16 protein-coding genes and 1 tRNA gene are annotated in these 20421 nt (G+C 46.3%); 4 read left to right on the plus strand and 13 right to left on the minus strand.

What is annotated here, in order from left to right; translation table 11 throughout:
* Positions 1-104: 104 nt before the first annotated feature.
* Together HPS54_RS00685 and HPS54_RS00690 are read left to right on the plus strand one after the other, a co-directional pair.
* Positions 105-1856, plus strand: a complete 1752-nt coding sequence (locus HPS54_RS00685) for a M6 family metalloprotease domain-containing protein (RefSeq protein ID WP_172343573.1) — start codon at positions 105-107, stop codon at positions 1854-1856.
* 131 nt (positions 1857-1987) lie between these two features.
* On the plus strand, positions 1988-2257 hold the full coding sequence (locus HPS54_RS00690; RefSeq protein ID WP_172343574.1) for a hypothetical protein: 270 nt from the start codon (positions 1988-1990) through the stop codon (positions 2255-2257).
* Positions 2258-2706: 449 nt separating this feature from the next.
* Here HPS54_RS00690 and recO read toward each other — a convergent pair whose 3' ends face one another.
* Positions 2707-3429: a DNA repair protein RecO gene (recO, locus tag HPS54_RS00695; RefSeq protein ID WP_172343742.1), complete on the minus strand. Its 723-nt coding sequence runs from the start codon at positions 3427-3429 to the stop codon at positions 2707-2709.
* Positions 3430-3617: 188 nt separating this feature from the next.
* Here recO and HPS54_RS00700 point away from each other — a divergent pair.
* Together HPS54_RS00700 and rpsT are read left to right on the plus strand one after the other, a co-directional pair.
* Positions 3618-3689: transfer RNA gene (locus tag HPS54_RS00700), tRNA-Glu, on the plus strand.
* A gap of 165 nt (positions 3690-3854) precedes the next feature.
* A complete protein-coding gene (gene rpsT, locus HPS54_RS00705; RefSeq protein ID WP_172343575.1) occupies positions 3855-4109 on the plus strand; it encodes a 30S ribosomal protein S20 in 255 nt (84 codons plus the stop codon).
* A gap of 379 nt (positions 4110-4488) precedes the next feature.
* Here the strand turns inward: rpsT and HPS54_RS00710 are convergent, their stop codons facing one another.
* The 12 genes from HPS54_RS00710 to HPS54_RS00765 all read right to left on the minus strand — a co-directional run bounded on the left by HPS54_RS00710 (position 4489) and on the right by HPS54_RS00765 (position 20406).
* Entirely contained in the window at positions 4489-5364 is an 876-nt protein-coding gene (locus HPS54_RS00710) for an AraC family transcriptional regulator (RefSeq protein ID WP_172343576.1), read from the minus strand.
* 75 nt (positions 5365-5439) lie between these two features.
* The gene (gene gyrB, locus HPS54_RS00715) at positions 5440-7413 is read right to left on the minus strand and encodes a DNA topoisomerase (ATP-hydrolyzing) subunit B (RefSeq protein WP_172343577.1); all 1974 of its coding nucleotides are present in this window, start codon (positions 7411-7413) and stop codon (positions 5440-5442) included.
* 737 nt (positions 7414-8150) lie between these two features.
* The gene (locus HPS54_RS00720) at positions 8151-8600 is read right to left on the minus strand and encodes a GatB/YqeY domain-containing protein (RefSeq protein ID WP_172343578.1); all 450 of its coding nucleotides are present in this window, start codon (positions 8598-8600) and stop codon (positions 8151-8153) included.
* Between the two features lie 99 nt (positions 8601-8699).
* Positions 8700-10022 carry a cell division protein FtsZ gene (gene ftsZ / locus HPS54_RS00725; RefSeq protein ID WP_172343579.1) on the minus strand — a complete coding sequence of 441 codons (1323 nt, stop codon included), beginning with the start codon at positions 10020-10022 and terminating at the stop codon, positions 8700-8702.
* Between the two features lie 52 nt (positions 10023-10074).
* Positions 10075-11526, minus strand: a complete 1452-nt coding sequence (gene ftsA / locus HPS54_RS00730) for a cell division protein FtsA (RefSeq protein WP_172343580.1) — start codon at positions 11524-11526, stop codon at positions 10075-10077.
* Between the two features lie 21 nt (positions 11527-11547).
* Positions 11548-12339 carry a cell division protein FtsQ/DivIB gene (locus HPS54_RS00735; RefSeq protein WP_172343581.1) on the minus strand — a complete coding sequence of 264 codons (792 nt, stop codon included), beginning with the start codon at positions 12337-12339 and terminating at the stop codon, positions 11548-11550.
* Entirely contained in the window at positions 12340-13722 is a 1383-nt protein-coding gene (murC, locus tag HPS54_RS00740) for a UDP-N-acetylmuramate--L-alanine ligase (RefSeq protein ID WP_172343582.1), read from the minus strand.
* 39 nt (positions 13723-13761) lie between these two features.
* Positions 13762-14877 (minus strand): undecaprenyldiphospho-muramoylpentapeptide beta-N-acetylglucosaminyltransferase, encoded by a 1116-nt coding sequence (gene murG / locus HPS54_RS00745; protein WP_172343583.1) that lies wholly within the window; start codon positions 14875-14877, stop codon positions 13762-13764.
* Positions 14878-14952: 75 nt separating this feature from the next.
* Positions 14953-16242, minus strand: coding sequence for an FtsW/RodA/SpoVE family cell cycle protein (locus HPS54_RS00750; RefSeq protein WP_172343584.1), 1290 nt, complete (start codon positions 16240-16242; stop codon positions 14953-14955).
* 28 nt (positions 16243-16270) lie between these two features.
* A complete protein-coding gene (gene murD / locus HPS54_RS00755; RefSeq protein WP_172343585.1) occupies positions 16271-17602 on the minus strand; it encodes a UDP-N-acetylmuramoyl-L-alanine--D-glutamate ligase in 1332 nt (443 codons plus the stop codon).
* A gap of 10 nt (positions 17603-17612) precedes the next feature.
* Entirely contained in the window at positions 17613-18884 is a 1272-nt protein-coding gene (locus tag HPS54_RS00760) for a phospho-N-acetylmuramoyl-pentapeptide-transferase (protein WP_172343586.1), read from the minus strand.
* 70 nt (positions 18885-18954) lie between these two features.
* Positions 18955-20406 (minus strand): UDP-N-acetylmuramoyl-L-alanyl-D-glutamate--2,6-diaminopimelate ligase, encoded by a 1452-nt coding sequence (locus HPS54_RS00765; protein WP_172343587.1) that lies wholly within the window; start codon positions 20404-20406, stop codon positions 18955-18957.
* Between the last annotated feature and the right edge of the window lie 15 nt (positions 20407-20421).

A 20421-nucleotide genomic window follows, 5' to 3' on the forward strand; every position in this document is an offset into this window, starting at 1 on the left:
GTATCTATAGCAACTATCGCCCTTATAAAAAACGCATAATTATGCTCTTTGAAACAGATGTTTTGTGTATATTTGTAGGCTTATTTCTATTTAACTATTATTATATGAGAAAACTATTGACAACATTCTCGCTGCTTGCCGTTACGGCAGTGGCGTTTGCTGTTCCCGCAAAGCGCGGTGTTTGGAAGACTGTTCGTCTGGCTGATGGAACAGAAGTAAAGGTCGAATTGAGAGGCGATGAGTTCGGACATTTCTGGCAGTCTCAGGACGGAGTGAAATATATTGAAGACAAGACATCAGGCAGATACAAGGTTGCCGATATGCAGTTGATAGCCGAGAAGGCATCGGCGCGCCGTCGTACAGCAGCCAAAGCCCGTTCGGTTTCAAGAATGAGGAAGTCAAAGGCGGCATCCAAGGCTCCACTTTACACCGGCAGCAAGAAGGGGCTTCTTATACTTGTACAGTTCAGCGACAAGAAGTTCAAGGCTTCAAATAATCTCGAATTGTACCGTCAGGTGGTCAGCGGAACCAACTATTCCAATGCGGCGCTTGGCTTCAAAGGCAGCGTGCGTGACTATTTCCGCGACCAGAGTGATGGACAGTTTGACTTCGATATCGATGTTGTTGGTCCGGTTACAATGCCCCATAATTATGCTTATTACGGAGCAAATGACAGCGACGGCAATGACGTGCGTGCCGAAGAGATGATTGTGGAGGCATGCAAAATGGTGGATAATGAAGTGGATTTCACGCAGTACGATTGGGACGGCGACGGCGAGATGGAACAGGTGTTCGTGCTCTATGCCGGTCATGGCGAGGCTTCTTATAATGATGATGACACAATATGGCCCCATGCGTGGTATCTAAAGGACGGCGCCGGCATTACACTGCGGCTCGACGGTATTCTTGTCAATTCGTATGCCTGCGGCAGTGAACTTGGCTCGGGTGAGAAGATAGACGGTATAGGCACCATCTGCCATGAGTTCTCACATTGTTTCGGACTGCCCGACATGTATGATACGGAGTACAGCGGGAACTATGGCATGTGTTCGTGGAGCCTTATGGACGGCGGCAGTTATAATGCCGACGGCTTTATCCCGGCATGCTATACCAGTTATGAAAAGATGGCTGTAGGCTGGAAACAGCCGGTGGAACTGACGGAAGACATGGAGGTGAAGAACCTCAAGCCGTACAGTGAGGGTGGAGATGCCTACATATTATATAATGAAGGCAACCGTAACGAGTATTTCCTTTTGGAGAATCGTCAGCTCACAGGATGGGACGAAGGACTGGAAGACAAGGGTCTGATAGCAATACATGTGGACTATGATGCCAACGTGTGGGACTGGAATGAGGTGAACACCACCACAAACGCTTATTCCGGCAACAACCACCAGAGGTGCACCATAATACCGGCAGACGGTGTATACAATTATCAGTCGTATATGGGTAACAAGTATTTCTACGCATATCACGATGCCTTTCCCTACGGTTCGGCGACAAGCATAACAAATTCGACGAGACATGCAGCGCTTTACAATGCCAATACCGACGGCACCAAGCGCATGAACAAGTCGGTGACGGGCATAACGCAGAATGCCGACGGCACGGTGTCGTTCAATATCGCCAATGATGATACCGGCGGCAACGGCGGTGGCGGCGGTGATGTCAATCCGTCCGAATACCTGTTCTATGAGTCGTTTGACGGATGTTCCGGATCCGGTGGTAACGATGGTCTGTGGAGCGGTAACGTAGCTAATGCAAAATTTAACTCAGACAACGGGGATGGACTTCTTCTTACAAATACGGTGCCGACAGGTGTGCTAAATTCGGGAACAGCAGCAAACCGGGTGTAGTAACCACTCCTCCATTCACTGTAAATGGTGAGGCAACATTTACATTCCTTGCCGCTCCGTGGGACAAGGACAGCGAACTGCTCGACCTTTCGGTAAGCGGCAATGCCACAATAAGCCCTTCGGAACTGGTTATGCAGGCACATACCTGGACTCCGTTCACTGTTACCATAAAAGGTCAGGGAAGCGTAACGGTAACCTTTACGCCAGGCAAGCGCATGTTCCTCGATGAGGTCAAGGCGTTCGTTCCTTCCACCACGGCAGTAAAAGGCATCACTTCGGACACGACAGCGAAGCCCGTTGACAAGCGCATATACAGTCTTGACGGTCGTTATATAGGAACGGATATGCACGCCCTTCCGCGCGGCATATATATCATCGGCGGCAAGAAGATCGTGAAATAGGAGCGATGATATTAATTTATGATTTATAATGAGGAGATAGAAGGAGATAAGGGAAGATAAAAGGAGATAAAGGACAAATGCTTTGTCGATGAATGATAATAAAACAGAGCCTGTTTATTTGTAGGGATGCTCCCCGGAGCATCCGAAACCGTATGGCTTGCATCAATTGTAATCACGGCGAATAATCATTCATAATCATATCGGCTGCACCAGGGTACAGCCCTACCAGGAGTATGAAAACCGAAAGTAAAAAGGAGATAAAGGATGAATGTATGGTTGTTTAATCCAAGGCATTCATCCTTTATCTCCTTTTGTCTTCTTATTACACAAAACAAAGCATACGTCCTTTATATCCTTTTATCTTCCCTTATCTCCTTCTGATACCATTTTTGAGCACCACTCCCAAGTAACTTAAATTCTTCATTCTTTATTCTTCATTCTTCATTTTCTCAGAACAGTTCTTTAAGTACGTCAAGCGATTTTATCTCCTTGAAATCGGGAACATGCAGGCGGTAGAAGTCCAATATCACGTCCACACATCTGTTGCGCTCTGTCCTCGACATGGCATAAAGGTGCATCGTTTCATAGTTCATTCGCATGAGCAGGCGTATTTTCATAGATTCTTCTGGACCGAGAAAATCGTTGTGTGGGGGAGGAGAGGGCGTGAAACAGCCGTTGCGCATGTCAAAACAGCAGTTCGGCACGTAGTCGTCAAGATTTGGAAAGAAGCCGGCAAACCTTGTCATTCGCATCATGAAGACAAGATGGAAGTTGCTGAACCTGTCGCTCACGCCGTCAAGCCAGCGCACACTGTTTTCCACATATTTATATAATAGGGCGTCTGACTGCTCATAACGTGTGGCACGAGACAGGAACTCCGCCGTAAAAAGAGCTATCGACAGCTTGTAGGCATCGAATGGAATGGAAAAGAACGGCACGCTTATCCTTGCCTCCTTTATGGTGTGCAGATTCTTTTGTCGCCGCATGTCTATTTCCATTTCGAGTATTGTCAGCGGTTGGAAAAACTGTTTCTTCACCTTTGCCTTTGCCGAACCGGATATATGTGTTATGCACGACAGCCTTCCGTTACTCTCCGTAAGCAGGTCCGTTATCATCTTTGACTCGCCGAACTTGAACGAATGCAACACTATAGCCTTTGTCTTTATCAACATGTCTGCAAAGATAGTCCATACCGAAGACAATACAAAAACAATCCTGCTTTTATTACATTCCATGCTTGTAGCACATCCTTATACCGCTTCTTTTCACCGTGAAAGTGCACGATAATGAAAAAATATGCCGTAAAATTTGGAAGAATAAAATAAAAGTCATACCTTTGCACCGCAAAAAGTAGCGATACGGTCCCTTCGTCTATCGGTTAGGACGAGAGATTTTCATTCTCTAAAGAGGAGTTCGACTCTCCTAGGGACTACTTCCGTTGAACGTCATCTGCGCAGTGATGCGCTAACAAGGCAGGATGAACCTGCTGCGGGAAAAGATGACGTTAATTTTGTGTCTTTAAGGCACCGGATTTCAGGAGCAGCCGTATGGCATGTTCCGTATAGTGAAAATAATAGTTAATTATCAAAAGAACAAAATGGCAAATCACAAATCATCGGTAAAGAGAATTCGTCAGACAAAGACCAAGACTCTTCACAACAAGTACTACGCGAAGACAATGCGTAACGCAGTACGTAAGCTGCGCGCTCTGACAGACAAGGAAGAAGCAGTCAAGATGTATCCTTCGGTACAGAAGATGCTTGACAAGTTGGCTAAGACAAACATCATTCACAAGAACAAGGCAGCCAATATCAAGTCAAGTCTGGCAAACCACATCAACAAGCTGGGTTAATAGTTACCGGTTGTTTGAAAGTATAAACGGGTTGTAACCATGTCGGTTGCAACCCGTTTTCGTTTGTTGTCGGATGTTTTCCGGTATGTTGCGAGGGTGACGTTTGTTGTTTTTTGGTATTTGTATTGCGTTGTATTCCTTTCATTTAGGGACATTTTTCTTATATTTGTCCGCACGCATCGAAGAGGCGTTTGCACAATAAATTAAAAATATTCAATACGAATATCTTTATTGTTTCATCTGTTTTATACGTGTGTATGCAGCAAATAACGCCTCTATGAGGCGTGCGGACAAATACAAGAATTTGTTCCAACAGGGGCGGATATATTTAAATATAATTGTTCGGAACTTACGTCTTAATTCTTAATTAACCTCATTCTTAACTCTTCCTGTATTCCGAAGGCGACATTCCCACATGCTCTTTGAAGAAGCGCCCGAGGAAAGACTGGTTGGGAAAGTTCATTTCTTCGGCTATTTCCTTTATGCTTTTTGTGGTGTTCTTGAGCATTACCCGTATCTCCAGAGCCACGTAATTGTCTATCCATTCGTTAGGTGTGCGGTGACTGACCTGCTTTACTGTTTCCGAAAGATACTTGGGGGTTATGCACAGACGGGTGGCATAATGACTCACCCTGCGTTCGTGTCTGAAGTTCTGTTCCACCAGTTTTATAAATTCGGTGAATATCGATTCGGCTCTGCCCGACCTTTTGTTTTTCTGCTGTTGTATGCGGTATATAACCTGGCTAAGGTCGTAAATCATGGTGGCTATGAGCGAACGGACCACATCTTTGCGGAAATGATGCTCGTTGTCATTCATCTTATTCCATATCAGGTCGAAGTAAGTCATGAGATTGCCGACCTCATCCTGGCGCAGTCCGAATACCGGATGACTGCGTGAGAAGAGGAACAGGGATGATATGCCGTGTATGTCTTTTATTATCTCGCTGAAGAAATTCTGCGATATAAGGATAGCTATTCCACTCAGATCGTTGCTCAGCATGTAGTTGTCTATTACCTGTCCTTCGCTTATTATGATAACGTCGTTTGCGGCAACCATACGCTCTTCCGTGTCCACGGAATATTGTACTTTACCGTGCCGGCACAGGGCGAGCAGTATACACTTCATGCGCCGCGGCTCGTTTGGCAGCGGTAAGGATCCTATCTCGTTGAAGACCATTATGTCATCGTCTATATAACTGCCGTTATACAGTTTCTTCATTTCGGATATGGATATTTCCGTTATGTTGCCGTTCATTGTGGATGCTGACTCTTGGAGTTTGATTAAAAAATATCCGGAAGCGTCTTTCGACGGCTTCCGGATGCCTGTTTGTTATGCGTCGATGTTTGCGTATGTCGCGTTTTGTTCGATGAACTGCCGTCTCGGTTCCACATCGTCGCCCATGAGCATTGAGAATATCTCGTCTGCCTCGGCGGCGTTTTCTATTGTGACCTGTTTCAGCAGTCGTGTCTTCGGGTCCATTGTCGTTTCCCAAAGCTGCTCGGGGTTCATTTCTCCAAGACCTTTGTAGCGCTGCGTGTGTATGCTCTTGCCGTCTTCCACGCCGTTTCCGTACTTGTCGAGGAAAGCCTGTCGCTGCTGGTCGGTATAGCAGTATTCCTTCACGCGGTTCTTGTATGTGCACAGATACAGCGGAGGTGTTGCTATATAGAGGTGTCCCTCCTGTATCACGCGTGGCATGAACCGGTAGAAAAGAGTCATTATCAGCGTGTCGATGTGCGAGCCATCGACATCGGCGTCGGTCATTATTATTATCTTGTCGTAGCGCAGCTTGTCGATGTTGGCTTCTTTGTCGCCCTCGCCTTCAACGCCGAAGCGTACGCCGATGCTCTGTATGATGTTCATTACCGACTCGCTCTCGAACACTTTGTGCCACATTACTTTCTCAACATTGAGGATTTTTCCGCGCAGCGGAAGTATCGCCTGTGTGTATCGATCGCGTCCCTGTTTGGCAGAACCACCGGCAGAGTCTCCCTCGACGAGGAATATCTCGCACTCTTTCGGGTCCTTGTTCGAACAGTCGGCAAGTTTGCCCGGCAGTCCGCCACCCGTCATCGGGTTCTTGCGCTGTACGCTCTCGCGTGCCTTGCGTGCCGCTATTCGTGCCGTTGCGGCAAGTATCACCTTGTCGCATATCATCTTTGCCTCTTTCGGATGTTCCTCGAGATAGTATGTAAGGGCTTCCGCCACAGCCTGCTGTACGGCGCCTGTCACCTCGCTGTTTCCCAACTTTGTCTTTGTCTGTCCTTCGAACTGCGGCTCTGCCACCTTTATGGATATGACAGCTGTAAGCCCCTCGCGAAAGTCTTCGCCGGCAATCTCAATCTTCGCCTTTTCTATCTGCTTGGATATTGCCGGGTCGTTATCGGCATATTTCTTAAGCGTGCGTGTGAGCGCCATGCGGAAACCTACAAGATGCGTACCGCCTTCGATGGTATTGATGTTGTTTACGTATGAGTGTATGTTCTCCGAATAGTCGTTGTTGTACATCACGGCAACTTCTATGGGGATATTCTGCTTTTCGGTCTTCAGATATATCACGTCGTCAAACAGGTGGGTACGGTGGCGGTCCACATAGCGTACAAACTCTTTCAGTCCGTCCTTGGCGTGGAATACCTCGGTCCTTGTCTTTCCCTCCTCATCGGGGCGCATATCGGTCAGCGTGATGTGTATGCCTGCATTGAGATATGCCAACTCGCGCATACGTTTTGCTATTATCTCGTATTTGTATTCGGTAGTGGTGAATATCGTCGGGTCGGGCCAGAACTGCTGGCGTGTACCCCTTAACTCGGTTTCGCCTACAACCTTCACCGGGTATAGCGGCTTACCTTTTTCGTATTCCTGCTGGTAAATCTTTCCGTCGCGGAACACCTGCGACATCATGTGTGTGGACAGGGCGTTGACACAGCTCACGCCGACACCGTGCAGTCCGCCCGATACCTTGTACGACCCTTTGTCGAATTTTCCTCCGGCATGCAGCACGGTCATTACCACCTCGAGTGCCGACTTGTGCAGTTTCTTGTGTTCGTCTACAGGTATGCCTCGACCGTTATCCTGGACGGTTATCGAGTTATCTTCGTTTATGGTGACTTCTATGTGCGTGCAGTAGCCTGCCATTGCCTCGTCTATAGAGTTGTCCACTGTCTCGTTTACTAAGTGGTGCAGACCTTTCTCGCTTATGTCGCCTATGTACATCGCAGGGCGCTTGCGCACCGCCTCGAGACCTTCGAGCACCTGGATGTTACTGGCGGAATAGTTGTTTTCGTTTATCTTATTTTCTGCCATGTCTTGATTAAGAAATAATTAACATGCAAATATACGAAAAAAACGCGACATGGTGAAATTTTTAATGTTATTAGTGTGCAATCTAAAACTTCAAAATTTCAAACCGGAAACGGCTAAGCGGCTGTCTCAAAACCTGTCGCCTGAAATCTGACAAAATGAAAGCCATATCGCCATTCACGTGTCATTGTGATTTCAAAAAAGTGCCGTGATTTTTCCTCAACTACGTTTCGGAACGTGCAACGCACGTGTCAAAAAACACCTCGGGACGTGTGTCTTTATGCAAAAGACCGTCTTTTGCAATGCAAAACGTGGCATTTCAGACTCCGATATGCGGCATTTTGCATCCTAAAGTGCCACACTTACCACACGAAAGTTGCCTGATTTCTATACGAAAGTGGCGTATTTTCTCATTTAAGATACTATCTTTTATTGCACATTTTTGCTGCATATCACATAATGCGTTGTGATATAATGTCTTGCCGTTGCACGCGCATTTTCGCGATATTTACGCCCGGAATATTTTTATTCTGAAATATCGCAAATATAGAGAGCACGATTTTTAAAAAGTGTAAGAAATTATTTTGTTTTTCCGACAATATGTAAAGACCGTGGCGTTGTATGCGTCAAACGGTGTGATTGAAGTGAATATAGCCCGTAAGGGCTGTACCGGATAAAACGTTGCGCCCCGTAAACAAATTCTGTTTACGGGGCGCTGTGTTTAATATTGATACCTTAGATCAGGCAAGCAGTTTCTTTACGATGCCTGATATGATTTTTCCGTCTGCCTTGCCGGCAAGCTGTTTACTTGCCGTTCCCATCACTTTACCCATGTCTTTCATGCTTGTAGCTCCGGTGGCGGCGATTATTTCCTTTACAGCCTGTTTTATTTCTTCCTCGCTCATCTGTTTGGGAAGATATTCCTCTATTACCTTCACCTGTTCCAATTCGTTGTCTGCAAGGTCCTGACGGTTTTGTGTCACGAAGGTTACAGCTGCGTCCTTACCCTGTTTTGCGAGTTTGGAGAGTATCTTCAACGCGTCGGCGTCCTCAAGTGTATCGTCCGCTCCGGGAGCTGTCTTTGCCTCGATGAATACTTTCTTGATGTTGCGCAGTGTTTCAAGTCGTACCTTGTCGCGCGCTTTCATTGCTTCTTTGATGTCGTTGCTTATCTGATCGAATAGTGCCATGACTGTTGTTTTTAATTCTTATTGTATATATTTTTGTTTCGTCTCCGTTGCTTGTTTCAACGTAGGAACACTGATATATGCAGTGTTTATAACCTTGTATTAAAGAAAACTTATTACTCCTTGCACGTTGTTCTCTTCCTCTTCTTTCTTTGTTTCGCCTGTTGCCTGATTGCGTATTTCGTCGAGTATCTGGCGTGTGCGGTTGTATGTGGGAGTGGATTCGACTGCCGAGATGACGTCATCGTTGTCAAGATCTTCCTGTCTGAATATGAATATGTGCGGGCGGCGCTTGTATTTCTTGTTGTGGTCGCCCTTGTCATAGTAGTGGCTGCGGCGTTCTATGCGCTGTGCCTCCTTTTCCTGTGCCTCTGCAATGCGGTTTGCTTCTTCCTGTGTATGACGCTTTATATGGTTGTCCATGCCGTCCACATTGGTTATACCGAAGCCAGTTGCAAGGATTGTCACTTTCACTTTCTTGCCCAGTTCGGGGTCGGTGGCAAGTCCCCATTTTATCTCGAAGTCGCCGCCGAACTTTGCCATGAAGTCGTTTACGTCGTTCATTTCCTCCATCATGAGCGAGTCTTTGCCGTCTTTCTGTCCGCAGAAAGAGATGCTGAGTAGTATCTTTTTGGAGTTGAAGACATCGTTGTCGTTGAGCAACGGTGAGTTGAGAGCGTCGTCGATAGCCTTCTTTACGCGTCCTTCGCCTTCTCCGTATCCTGTACTCATTATGGCAACGCCGCCGTCTTTGAGTACGGTTTTCACATCGTTGAAGTCAAGGTTGATGAGTCCGTGAACGGTTATTATCTCTGCAATGCTCTTTGCAGCCACGCTCAAAGTGTCGTCTGCCTTGCCGAAAGCATCGAGAACCGTCAGCTCGGGATAAATCTCGCGGAGCCTTTCGTTGTTGATGACAAGCAGTGCATCGACATGTTTTGACATTTCCTCAACGCCGTCGAGAGCCTGGTCTATCTTGCGGTCACCCTCGAAACGGAAAGGTATTGTCACGATGCCGACGGTAAGTATGCCCATTTCTTTTGATATACGGGCTATCACCGGAGCTGCTCCCGTGCCGGTGCCGCCGCCCATGCCGGCAGTGATGAATGTCATGCGGGTGCCGTCGGACAGCATGTTCTTTATGTCGTCAAGGCTCTCTTCCGCTGCCTGACGTGCTTTGGCTGGCTTGTTTCCGGCTCCGAGTCCTTCTTTGCCGAGCTGCAGGTGTACGGGAACGGGAGAGTCGTTGAGTGCCTGGTTGTCGGTGTTGCAGAGCACGAACGATACGTCGTGTATGCCTTCGCGGTACATGTGGTTAACGGCATTGCCGCCTCCGCCACCCACACCGATGACTTTTATTATGCTGTTTTCCTTTTCGGGTTCGCCGAAATCGAGTATGTCGTTTTTCTTATAGTTGTTGTCCATATCTGTATTCTTTATATTGTTGTCGTTTAATATGCCGTGTATGGGGTTGCTGTTATTCGTCTTCCGGTTCTTTGAGGAGTCCGAATATGAAGTTCTTCACTTTCTTGCCGACATTTCCCATGCTCTTTTTCTTTTTCTCTTCCTCCTCTTTCTTGAGTCTTTCTTCTTCTATGCGTGCAGCCTCTTCTGCCTCCTTACGTCTCTTCTCTTCTGCCGCCGCCTTTTCTGCCGCAGTGAGAACGATACCGCTTCCGAGCTCGTCGGGACGTCTGGGGTTCTGGTGCAGGTCGCCTGTCTTTGGTGTGGTGCCCTGTTTCTGTTCAGCGTTGAAAAGGTCACCGTTTTGAGTTACCTCCTGTCCGGCACAGTTCATGTCTCCCTTGGCAAGCAGTCCGAGAATGGTGTTCATCATTCCGTTGTGTGCTGTTATTTCGGGATTGTTTGATGTTATGGTGTGTGTCACAAATTTGGCGATGCGTATTTTGTCTATGTGAGTGTGGTTGCGGAATGCGGTTTCGATATTCTTCATGTTCGAGCCGCCGCCGGTAAGGATGATGCCACCTAACAGTCTGTCTGCGTATTCGCCCGGAACCTGTGACCAGACGTTCTCTATTATCTCGAGCAACCTTCCTTCGACAATCTCTATGAACTTGCGGCTTTCGATGCTGCGGTCTGTGTCTATCGGCAACATAAGCGTATTGTCGATATCGTTGTTGTCCGTATAAGCGCATCCGTATTTTATCTTCATGTTCTCGGCTGCACTTTCCTCCATCTGAAGCGAAGCGATATCCTTGGTGATATTGCTGCCTCCGAGCGGTATTACGGCAAGGTGGCGAAGTATGTTTTTGTAATAAACGGATACGGTGGTGGTGTCGGCTCCAAGGTCTACAAGTACACAACCGGAACGTTTCTCGGCGTCGGTCAGGACATTGTCTGCCATGGCGAGCGGTGCAAGATACATCTCGGCAATTGCCACATTGGCATGGTCGAAGCAGTTGTTGAGGTTGTGGTAGAACGATTTACGCCACAGGATGTTGAGGAAATTGCCTTCAAGGCGTGAGCACTGTATGCCCACCGGGTCTGACTGTAACTGGTTTCCGACTTTATATTCTTGTGTGGCGGCATCCAGAATTTCCTGATCCTGATATATCATATTGCGGTTGGTGTCCATCAGTTCGTTCACCATGTCCTGTGTGACAATGGTGTTCTCGGGCAGATCTTTTATTATTACATTTTTGATACTGCGTATCGACTGACCGCCAACGCCTACATATACCTGTGATATTTCGGTCTTGAGATTGTTCGACAGTTTCTTTACAATGTTTGATATGCACTGTACTGTCTTGTCTATATTGAATATTATACCTTTTCGTATGAATGATGATGAGTCTTCTTTTACTACGGCAAGTACGGAAATACTTCCGTCTACGTTCTTCTTTCCTGCTATTCCGGTCATCTTGGATGAACCAAGCTCGATTGCTACTATAAATTCTTTTGCTGCCATACAATTATATATTTATTCTGTTTACTGTTCTCTTTTCTTGCATATTATCTGATTGTCGAACTCTATGTTGATATACGGATACTTGTTCCAGCCGGCTTGTGACAGTCCGTACTTATAGAACTTTTCGAGTCGTTTCATCTTCTTGTTTACGAAATCCGTGATTTCCTGTTCTCTTTTTGATCTGTTGCCGTGTTGTGGCAGATAGCCCATGAACACTACATGTTCTCCTACTCGCGGAACAAGCTCTATTCCGAGATCGGGCAGAACATTTATCTGTACAATCTGGTTCTTCCACAAGTCGCTCGCCATAAGTGCTTTGGCAAGATACGAAAGGGTGCTTTTTGCGTAATTCTTATTTATATATCCGGTTGCAATTATCAGGTCGGAGGTATATTTGGAGTTAGGCATTATGCCGCCTTTGTCATCAAGATAGTAGTCCTCTCCCCGTATGTTCTTTATTCGTATGATAGGAAGTCGCTGTGTAACGCTGATATGGACGTTGTTGTCTTGGGTCTTGTAGCACTGCACTTCGTTTACAAACGGACTCGATTTGAGAAGTTCTTCTATTTCCCGGGGATTGACATCGGACATCATCTTGTTGAGCGGATACAGATGTCGGCGTTGCAAAATCTTCTTTATTTCGTTTACGCTAAGAAATCCGTTTGCGCTGTCATCCTCTATGTTTATCGATACTTTTGTGCATACCCTTGCCGTCTCGTCCGGGTTGTTGAACGATGTCATGGCAAGTATGATATAAACGGCAAGGATTATATCAAGTGTTATTATTATTGATTTCTTTACGTTGATGCGCATTTACTTGTATTTGTTTAAGAGTATTTCTGCTATTTGTGGAACGTAATTGTCAAGGTCGCCGGCACCCAATACCAACAGCACTTCAAAGTTGTCGGTGGCTACAAAGTCAAGAATATCTTCTTTCTTGACCAGTCTTTTCTCCACTCCCGGCTTCAGATTGTCAAGTATCAGTTGTGACGAAACTCCCGGAATGGGTTCTTCGCGGGCAGGGTAGATATCGCAAAGCACCACTCTGTCCAGCAAGCTGAGGCTGTCGGCAAAGTCTTTATAGAAGTCGCGTGTCCTTGTATAGAGATGCGGTTGGAATATTGCCGTTATTTTCTTGTTTTTATAAAGTTCGCGTATGCTTTTGGCACTTTGGTATATTTCTTTTGGATGATGTGCGTAGTCGCTAAGAAAAACAATGTTCTCATTGTTTATTTTGAAGTCAAACCGCCTGTCTACTCCACGGTATGTCTTCATTCCGTTACGCAGTTCCTCTGCCGTACATCCTGCCAACTGTGCCATTGCCATTGCTGCAACGCCGTTCTCGATGTTTATCGGTATGGGGTGTCCAAGCTCTATATCTGTAACGTTTTCTATAGGTGAGATGAAGTCGAAGGTGATTTTACCGTTGCCTATTTTTATGTTCTCGGCATGGAAGTCGCCTTCGTCCAGCGCGTATTCGTATGTTTTCACGTCTTTGTCGACGTCGGCTTTCATTTCAAGACCTTTGTGTACGATGAGTGCTCCGCCCGGTTGTATGAGCGTGGTGTAGTGGCGGAAGCTCTCGAGATAAGCCTCTTTGGTGCCGTAGATGTCAAGGTGGTCGGGATCTGTAGACGTTATCACGCTCATCCACGGGCGCAACTGGTGGAAGCTACGGTCAAATTCGTCTGCCTCAATCACCACGTAGTCGCTATCCTCGCTTAGTATATAGTTTGTAGAGTAGTTCTTTGATATGCCGCCAAGAAAGGCATTGCAGTCGTGTTTGCTTTGGTGCATGATGTGTGCGCACATTGTTGATGTGGTTGTTTTTCCGTGAGTTCCGGCAAAACAAAGTCCCTTGTGGGTGCGTGTCAGCATGCCCAACACTTGTGCACGTTTCTCTATATCGAAGCCTTCCTGACGGAAATAAGCCAGTTCCTTGTGGCTTTCGGGTATGGCGGGAGTATATACCACGAGTGTATTTTCCTTGTTCTTGCAGGTTTGAGGGATACTGTCTATATTCTCGTCATAGTGAATGTTCATTCCCTCTTGTTCCAATTGGCGTGTCAGGTTAGAAGGAGTCTTGTCGTATCCGGCAACTTCTTTGCCTTTTTTCATGAAGTAACGGGCAATGGCGCTCATGCCTATGCCGCCTGCACCGATAAAATATATGGATTTAATATCTTTAAGTTCCATTTGCTGTTTAAGTTTTTCGATGACTCGTAATGAATGTGCTTAATGTCTCGCTGTTGCCATTTTTATGACTTCATCGGCAATGATGTCGGCAGAATCGGGCAGTGCCAGCTTCTTGATGTTTGTGCTGAGCGACTTCAGCTTGTCTTCGTTCTTTACGGTGTCGATAGCAAGCTTTATCACAACATCGGCAGCCTCGGCGTCTTTTACGTATAGCGCCGCATCCTTGTTGACAAGCGCCATGACGTTCTTTGTCTGATGATCTTCTGCCACGTTGGGCGAGGGAACAAGTATTACGGGCTTGCCTATGAGGCAGAACTCGGATATGCTGCTTGCTCCGGCACGACTTATCACCAAGTCGGCTGCCGTATATGCGGCTCCCATGTCCGATATGAAGTCGGTCACTTTCAGCATGGGCATATCCTTGTGGCTTTTCAATCGTTCCTTTATTTCGTTGTGATAATACTTTCCGGTCTGCCAGATGAACTGTACACCCGATGTCTCTATCAGGTCAAGATGCTGCATCACGCTTTCGTTTACGGTACGTGCTCCGAGGCTTCCTCCCACTATCAGTATGGTCTTTTTTGAAGGGTCGAGTCCGAAACTCTTTATTGCATCTTCCTTGTTTGTTGTGGTTTCGAGTAAAGCCTGTCTTACGGGATTGCCCGTCATTATGATTTTCTCGGCGGGAAAGAACCTTTCCATGCCCTCATAGGCAACGCATATTTTCGTCGCTTTCTTTGCAAGCAGCTTGTTGGTGACGCCTGCATACGAGTTCTGTTCCTGTATAAGGCAGGGTATTCCCATTGCCGCACATTTGTTTAAGGTGGGTCCGCTGGCATAGCCGCCTACTCCCACGGCTGCCATCGGTCTGAATTTACGGATGATGTTCTTTGCTATCAGCTGGCTTTTCCAGATCCTGTAAAGAACCAAGATGTTCTTCAGCATGTTCTTGCGGTCGAATCCGCATATCGGAAGACCTTTTATCTCGTATCCTGCCGCAGGCACGCGTTGCATCTCCATTCTGCCTTCTGCACCTACGAATAATATCTTGGTGCCGGGTCTTTTTCCTTTAATGGCATTTGCAATGGATATGGCAGGAAAGATATGTCCTCCTGTTCCACCGCCGCTTATTATAATTCTCAGTTCTTCATCCATACTGTATGAGATTTGTTTGTTTCGCAAAATTAAATAAAAAAATTATCTTCCTATTATTTTATATTACATTTTATGTCATGCCGTCTTTGCTTTAACGGTCACCGGGGTATTGCTTTCCGTGCTGTCGTTTTTCTTGGCAGAGTAGCTTACACTTAATATAATACCAATATATACACAGTTCATTATCGTTGATGTTCCGCCCTTGCTGATTAGCGGAAGCGGCTGTCCGGTCACCGGTGCCAGTCCTACCGCCACAGCCATGTTGAACATTGCCTGAGTAACCAGAAGCAAGGCAAAGCCCATGATAAGCAGTGCGGGGAACGTGTTTGCACATCTGTTTGCGATGATTGCAGTGCGGAATAACAGTATTATATACAGCATGCACACCACAAATGCCCCTAATATGCCCATTTCTTCTATGACAATGGCATATATGAAGTCGGAGAATGCCTGTGAAAGGAAATCGCGTTCAACAGAGTTTCCCGGTCCTTTGCCCACAATGTTCGACGAAACTATCGCAATGTTGGCGTGAGCCACCTGCGCGTCATTGTCCAAGTCATAGTCGTTCGGTGCCACATACTCGTTGTCAATGAACTTGTCTATACGCGTTTTCCATGTGTCAAAGCGGTGCGTAACCTTGCTGAGTGCGCTCTTTTCGCTCTTTTTGGCATTCTTGTCCGCATTTTCTACAAGCACGGTATTTGTCGTGCTGTTCTTCTCTTTTTGCTTGTCCGTGCCGAAAATCATTACCGCAGCGACAGCCATTGCACCGGCAAGAACCACTATTCCGACAAGTCTTCCGATCTGCTTTCCGGGCACTCTGCCTATTATCATCATCATCACAACTACCGTGCCAAGCAGAAAGGCGGTTGAAAAGTTCTCAAAGAAGATGAGCATTATCGTCGGAATGCTGATGAACAATATAAATCTGAATGCGCGAGGGTCGGCCCCGTCCTTTGTCTGCATGGCACTCAGTATCTGTGCTTCTGCCAGAATGAGAGAGCCTTTAGCCAGTTCTGACGGCTGAAACTTTATTCCGAACAGCGACAGCCAGCGTGTTGCGTCGTTTTCAGCGTGTCCGGATACAAGCACCATAATAAGCATTATCATCGACAATAGAAGTGCAAATGGTGTTATTATCTTAAAATATTTGCACTTTATATTCATTACGCCGACCATGAAGCATACGCCTATCAGCAGGAAAGAGGTATGTTTCAGTGCAGGTCCCCAGTAGTATCCTCCCTTGTAGGTGAGTCCGCTTGATGCGCTGTATACCTCTATTATGCTTATGATGCACAGAAAGAAGAACACCATCCAGATGATGCCGTCGCCTTTCAGTTTGTTGCTTATTGCATTTTCGTTCATTATGTCTTGATTTCTTCCGGTTCTGTCTTTATAAGTTTCTTACCAGTGTCTTGAACTGCTCACCCCTGTCTTCCATGTTCTTGAACAGGTCGAAGCTTGCGCAGCACGGGCTTAGCAGCACCGTCTCGCCGGGTTTTGCCATTTCGTAACATGCCTCTACACATTCTTTCATGCTGTGTGTGTCGCGTACCGGAATGCCCATTCCGTCAAAGAAATTGTGCAGCTTTGCATTGTCGGCACCAAGGTAAACCAGTCCGCAGCATTTCTTCTTTACAAGTTCTTTTATCGCGTTATAGTCGTTGCCCTTGTCTTTTCCTCCTATTATAAGGATTGTAGGTGTCTTCATGCTTTCCAACGCATACCAGCATGCGTCTACGTTAGTGGCTTTCGAGTCGTTGATATATTGAACCCCCCTTACGGTCGTCACTTTCTCCAGACGGTGTTCCACGCCTGGGAAATCGCTTAAGCTCTTGCGTATGTCTTCTTTCTTTATGCCTGAAACCCTTGATGCAATGCCGGCTGCGAGCGAGTTGTATATATTATGTTTTCCCGTCAGGCTCAGTGCTTCTTGTTCCATGTTGAACGGTGTCGGCACTTCTATTTTATACTCTCCTTCCTCTATGTATGCAATTGAACCTTTCTCTTTAAGGTCGGAGAAAGGGCATTGTACAGACTTTATGTTATACTTTTTCAACTCCCTTTTTATTATGGGGTCATCGTTCCAGTATATGAACGTGTCGTCCTTTGTCTGGTTCTGTATTATCCTCATCTTCGAGTCGACATAGTTCTGCATGCAGTTGTCGTAGCGGTCGAGGTGATCCGGGGTTATGTTAAGCAGAATGGCAATGTTGGCACGGAAGTTGTACATATTGTCCAACTGAAACGAGCTGATTTCTATTATGTAATATTCGTGCGGGTCTTCAGCCACCTGAAGTGCGAGGCTTTTGCCTATGTTGCCTGCCAGTCCCACGTTATATCCGGCGTTTTTGAATATATGGTATATCAGCGAAGTTGTCGTTGTCTTGCCGTTGCTACCAGTTATACATATCATCTTGGACGTAGTATACCTTCCTGCAAACTCTATTTCACTTATTATGCCGATGCCCTTAGCCACGCATTTCTTTATTATCGGGGCATTGTCCGGTATGCCGGGGCTTTTTATTATCTCATCGGCATTCAGTATCTTTTCCTCTGTATGTCCTTTTTCCTCCCATTCTATACCATGGCTGTCAAGAAGTTCCTTGTATTTGTCTTTTATCATCGACATATCCGAAACAAATACGTCGAATCCTTCTTTCTTTGCAAGTACGGCAGCTCCGGCTCCACTTTCGCCGGCTCCCAATATGACAATTCTTCCCATATATCTTTCCTTATCTTATCTTTAATGTTATTATTGTCAGTGCCGCCAAAAGTATTGTGACAATCCAGAAGCGGATTGTTATCTTCGATTCGTGCACTACATTCTTTGGCTTTTTGAATACATATTTTATCTCCGGGTCAAGTTGTTCCTGTGTAATTCTGAACGTGTCGTGAAGCGGAGCACGCTTTATAAGTCTTTGCTTTATACCCTTGCGCGTTCCCAGTTTTGCATACCACACCTGCAATATTACGCTGAGGCTCTCCACAAAGAATATTCCGCAGAGTATCGGAAGCATCAGTTCCTTGTGTATTATTATGGCGCTTACGGCTATTATTCCTCCGATTGTCAGTGAGCCGGTGTCTCCCATAAACACTTGTGCGGGATAAGCGTTATACCACAGGAAACCGATCAGGGCACCGATGAATGCGCATAAGAACACCACCAGTTCCTGTGATCCCGGTATATACATTATATTAAGGTATGCAGCAAACTCTATATGACTGCTCACATAGGCAAATATTCCGAGCGCCACGCCTATTATTGCCGAGTTTCCCGCACACATGCCATCCATTCCGTCGTTTAGGTTCGCACCGTTCGAGACCGCTGTCACCACTATTATCGTCATCACCACAAACAGTATCCAGCCGGCCGCAGTCTTGTATTTTCCGCAGAACGACATAATGTCGGCATAGTCGAGGTTATGTCCTTTCACGAACGGTATTGTCGTCTTAAGAGACTTTGTTGCCTGTTGCCTGTGTTTTATTACAAGTTCCTGGTTGTCGTTTTTCTGTATGGCAAGGTTCTCGTTTATCTTTGCATCAGGACTGTACCACAACATCATGCCTACAATCAGACCGATGCTTATCTGCCCTATTATCTTGAACTTGCCCGGCAGTCCCTCCTTGTTGTGGCGGAATATCTTTATATAGTCATCCAGTCCGCCGAGAAATCCCAGCCACACTGTGGTGATAATCATCAGTATGAGATATATGTTTCGCATGCGTCCCAGCAACAGTACGGGAACGAGAATGGCTACGATCAATATGATACCGCCCATCGAAGGCACGCCTATCTTCTTTACACCGAACGGATCTATCTTTGCATCGCGCTGCACTTCGGTTATCTGTTTCTTCTTGAGATACTTTATGAATTTCTCTCCGAACCATGCAGATATCACCAAAGCAAGTATCATTGCCAGCAATGCCCGGAACGATATGTAACCCCATACGTGTGAACCGGGTATTCCGAATTGCTCTAAAAAGCGGAACAGATAGTATAACATTTTTATTTTTAAGTTTAAATTACAAGTAAAATATTTAATTAATGACGATTATTCACGGTCTGTTGCATGCTTAGCCGTTCATTATCTCCATTATTACCTCCTTGTCGTCAAAGTGATGTTTTACGCCCTTTATCTCCTGATAGTTTTCGTGTCCTTTTCCGGCAATAAGTATTACATCTCCTTTCTGCGCCAGCATATATGCCGTGCGTATCGCCTCCTTGCGGTCTGCAATGCTCAGCACATTCTTCATCTGTGCCTTGTCAAGTCCTGCCAACATATCGTTTATTATGTCCTGCGGCTCCTCAAATCGCGGGTTGTCGCTCGTTATGATCACCTTGTCGCTCTGCTTTACCGCCTCCTGTGCCATTAGCGGTCGCTTGCCTTTGTCACGGTTTCCTCCTGCCCCACATACGGTTATTATCTGTCCCTTGCCGTTCATCACTTCGTGTATGGCTTTCAGAACGTTTTCTATTGCATCCGGCGTGTGGGCGTAGTCCACTATTGCGGTGACGCCCGTCGGCGAGTGCACAGGTTCCAGTCTGCCGCTTACACTTTTAAGAGTGCTCATCACAACGAGTATGTCTTCCGCTTTCTGTTTCAGCATTATGGCTGCACCGTATACGGCAAGCAGATTGCTTACATTGAATTTGCCGATAAATTGAACGCCCACTTCCTTGCCGTCTATTTCGAGATACATCCCCTCAAAATGACATTCAAGAATTTTTGCCTTGAAGTCTGCCATGGCGCGTGTGGAGTATGTTTTCACGTCTGCCTTGCAGTTTTGTACCATCACCATGCCGTTCTTGTCGTCCGCATTTGTTATGGCGAAAGCTCCCTTGGGCAGGTTGTCAAAGAACTCCTTTTTGGCGTTGCGGTAGTTCTCGAATGTCTTGTGATAGTCCATGTGGTCCCGGGTAAGGTTCGTGAAGATACCTCCTGCGAACTTCAGTCCGGATATACGCTTCTGTGCTATGGCATGCGAACTGCACTCCATGAATACATATTCGCATCCGCTGTCTGCCATTTTTCCCAACAGTCTGTTCAGTTCGATAGGGTCGGGGGTTGTGTGCGATGCCGGTATTGCTTCGTCCTCGATATAGTTACATACCGTTGACAACAGTCCGCACTTGTATCCGAGTTTCCTGAACATGTTATATAATAAGGTGGCAATGGTTGTCTTTCCGTTTGTTCCTGTCACTCCCACCAACTTGAATTTCTCTGTCGGGTTGCCGTAGAAAGCCGTGGCAGCCATTCCTGTTGCCTCTTCCGTAGAATTTACCTTTATGTATGTTACGCCTTCAACCTTTTGTTCCGGCATGTTCTCACACAGTATTGCTGCGGCTCCAAGCTCTATCGCTTTGCCGATATATCGGTGCCCGTCGGTTTGTGTTCCCTTTATTGCGGCAAACAGATGCCCTTTCTCTATACGGCGGGAGTCAATGTTTACTCCTGTTATGTCAATGCAGTCATTGCCCTCTATGCATACGGGGCAGATGTCTTTCAGTAAATCTTTTAGTATCATAGTATATCGTTTTAT

The sequence above is a fragment of the Xylanibacter caecicola genome (assembly GCF_013166515.1).
GTDB classification, from domain to species: Bacteria; Bacteroidota; Bacteroidia; order Bacteroidales; family Bacteroidaceae; genus Prevotella; species Prevotella caecicola.

Coding starts and splice junctions, on each gene's coding strand:
- HPS54_RS00685 (WP_172343573.1), top strand. CDS start 105: ATGAGAAAACTATTGACAACATTCTCGCTGCTTGCCGTTACGGCAGTG.
- HPS54_RS00690 (WP_172343574.1), top strand. CDS start 1,988: ATGCAGGCACATACCTGGACTCCGTTCACTGTTACCATAAAAGGTCAG.
- recO (WP_172343742.1), bottom strand. CDS start 3,429: ATGTTGATAAAGACAAAGGCTATAGTGTTGCATTCGTTCAAGTTCGGC.
- rpsT (WP_172343575.1), top strand. CDS start 3,855: ATGGCAAATCACAAATCATCGGTAAAGAGAATTCGTCAGACAAAGACC.
- HPS54_RS00710 (WP_172343576.1), bottom strand. CDS start 5,364: ATGAACGGCAACATAACGGAAATATCCATATCCGAAATGAAGAAACTG.
- gyrB (WP_172343577.1), bottom strand. CDS start 7,413: ATGGCAGAAAATAAGATAAACGAAAACAACTATTCCGCCAGTAACATC.
- HPS54_RS00720 (WP_172343578.1), bottom strand. CDS start 8,600: ATGGCACTATTCGATCAGATAAGCAACGACATCAAAGAAGCAATGAAA.
- ftsZ (WP_172343579.1), bottom strand. CDS start 10,022: ATGGACAACAACTATAAGAAAAACGACATACTCGATTTCGGCGAACCC.
- ftsA (WP_172343580.1), bottom strand. CDS start 11,526: ATGGCAGCAAAAGAATTTATAGTAGCAATCGAGCTTGGTTCATCCAAG.
- HPS54_RS00735 (WP_172343581.1), bottom strand. CDS start 12,339: ATGCGCATCAACGTAAAGAAATCAATAATAATAACACTTGATATAATC.
- murC (WP_172343582.1), bottom strand. CDS start 13,722: ATGGAACTTAAAGATATTAAATCCATATATTTTATCGGTGCAGGCGGC.
- murG (WP_172343583.1), bottom strand. CDS start 14,877: ATGGATGAAGAACTGAGAATTATAATAAGCGGCGGTGGAACAGGAGGA.
- HPS54_RS00750 (WP_172343584.1), bottom strand. CDS start 16,242: ATGAACGAAAATGCAATAAGCAACAAACTGAAAGGCGACGGCATCATC.
- murD (WP_172343585.1), bottom strand. CDS start 17,602: ATGGGAAGAATTGTCATATTGGGAGCCGGCGAAAGTGGAGCCGGAGCT.
- HPS54_RS00760 (WP_172343586.1), bottom strand. CDS start 18,884: ATGTTATACTATCTGTTCCGCTTTTTAGAGCAATTCGGAATACCCGGT.
- HPS54_RS00765 (WP_172343587.1), bottom strand. CDS start 20,406: ATGATACTAAAAGATTTACTGAAAGACATCTGCCCCGTATGCATAGAG.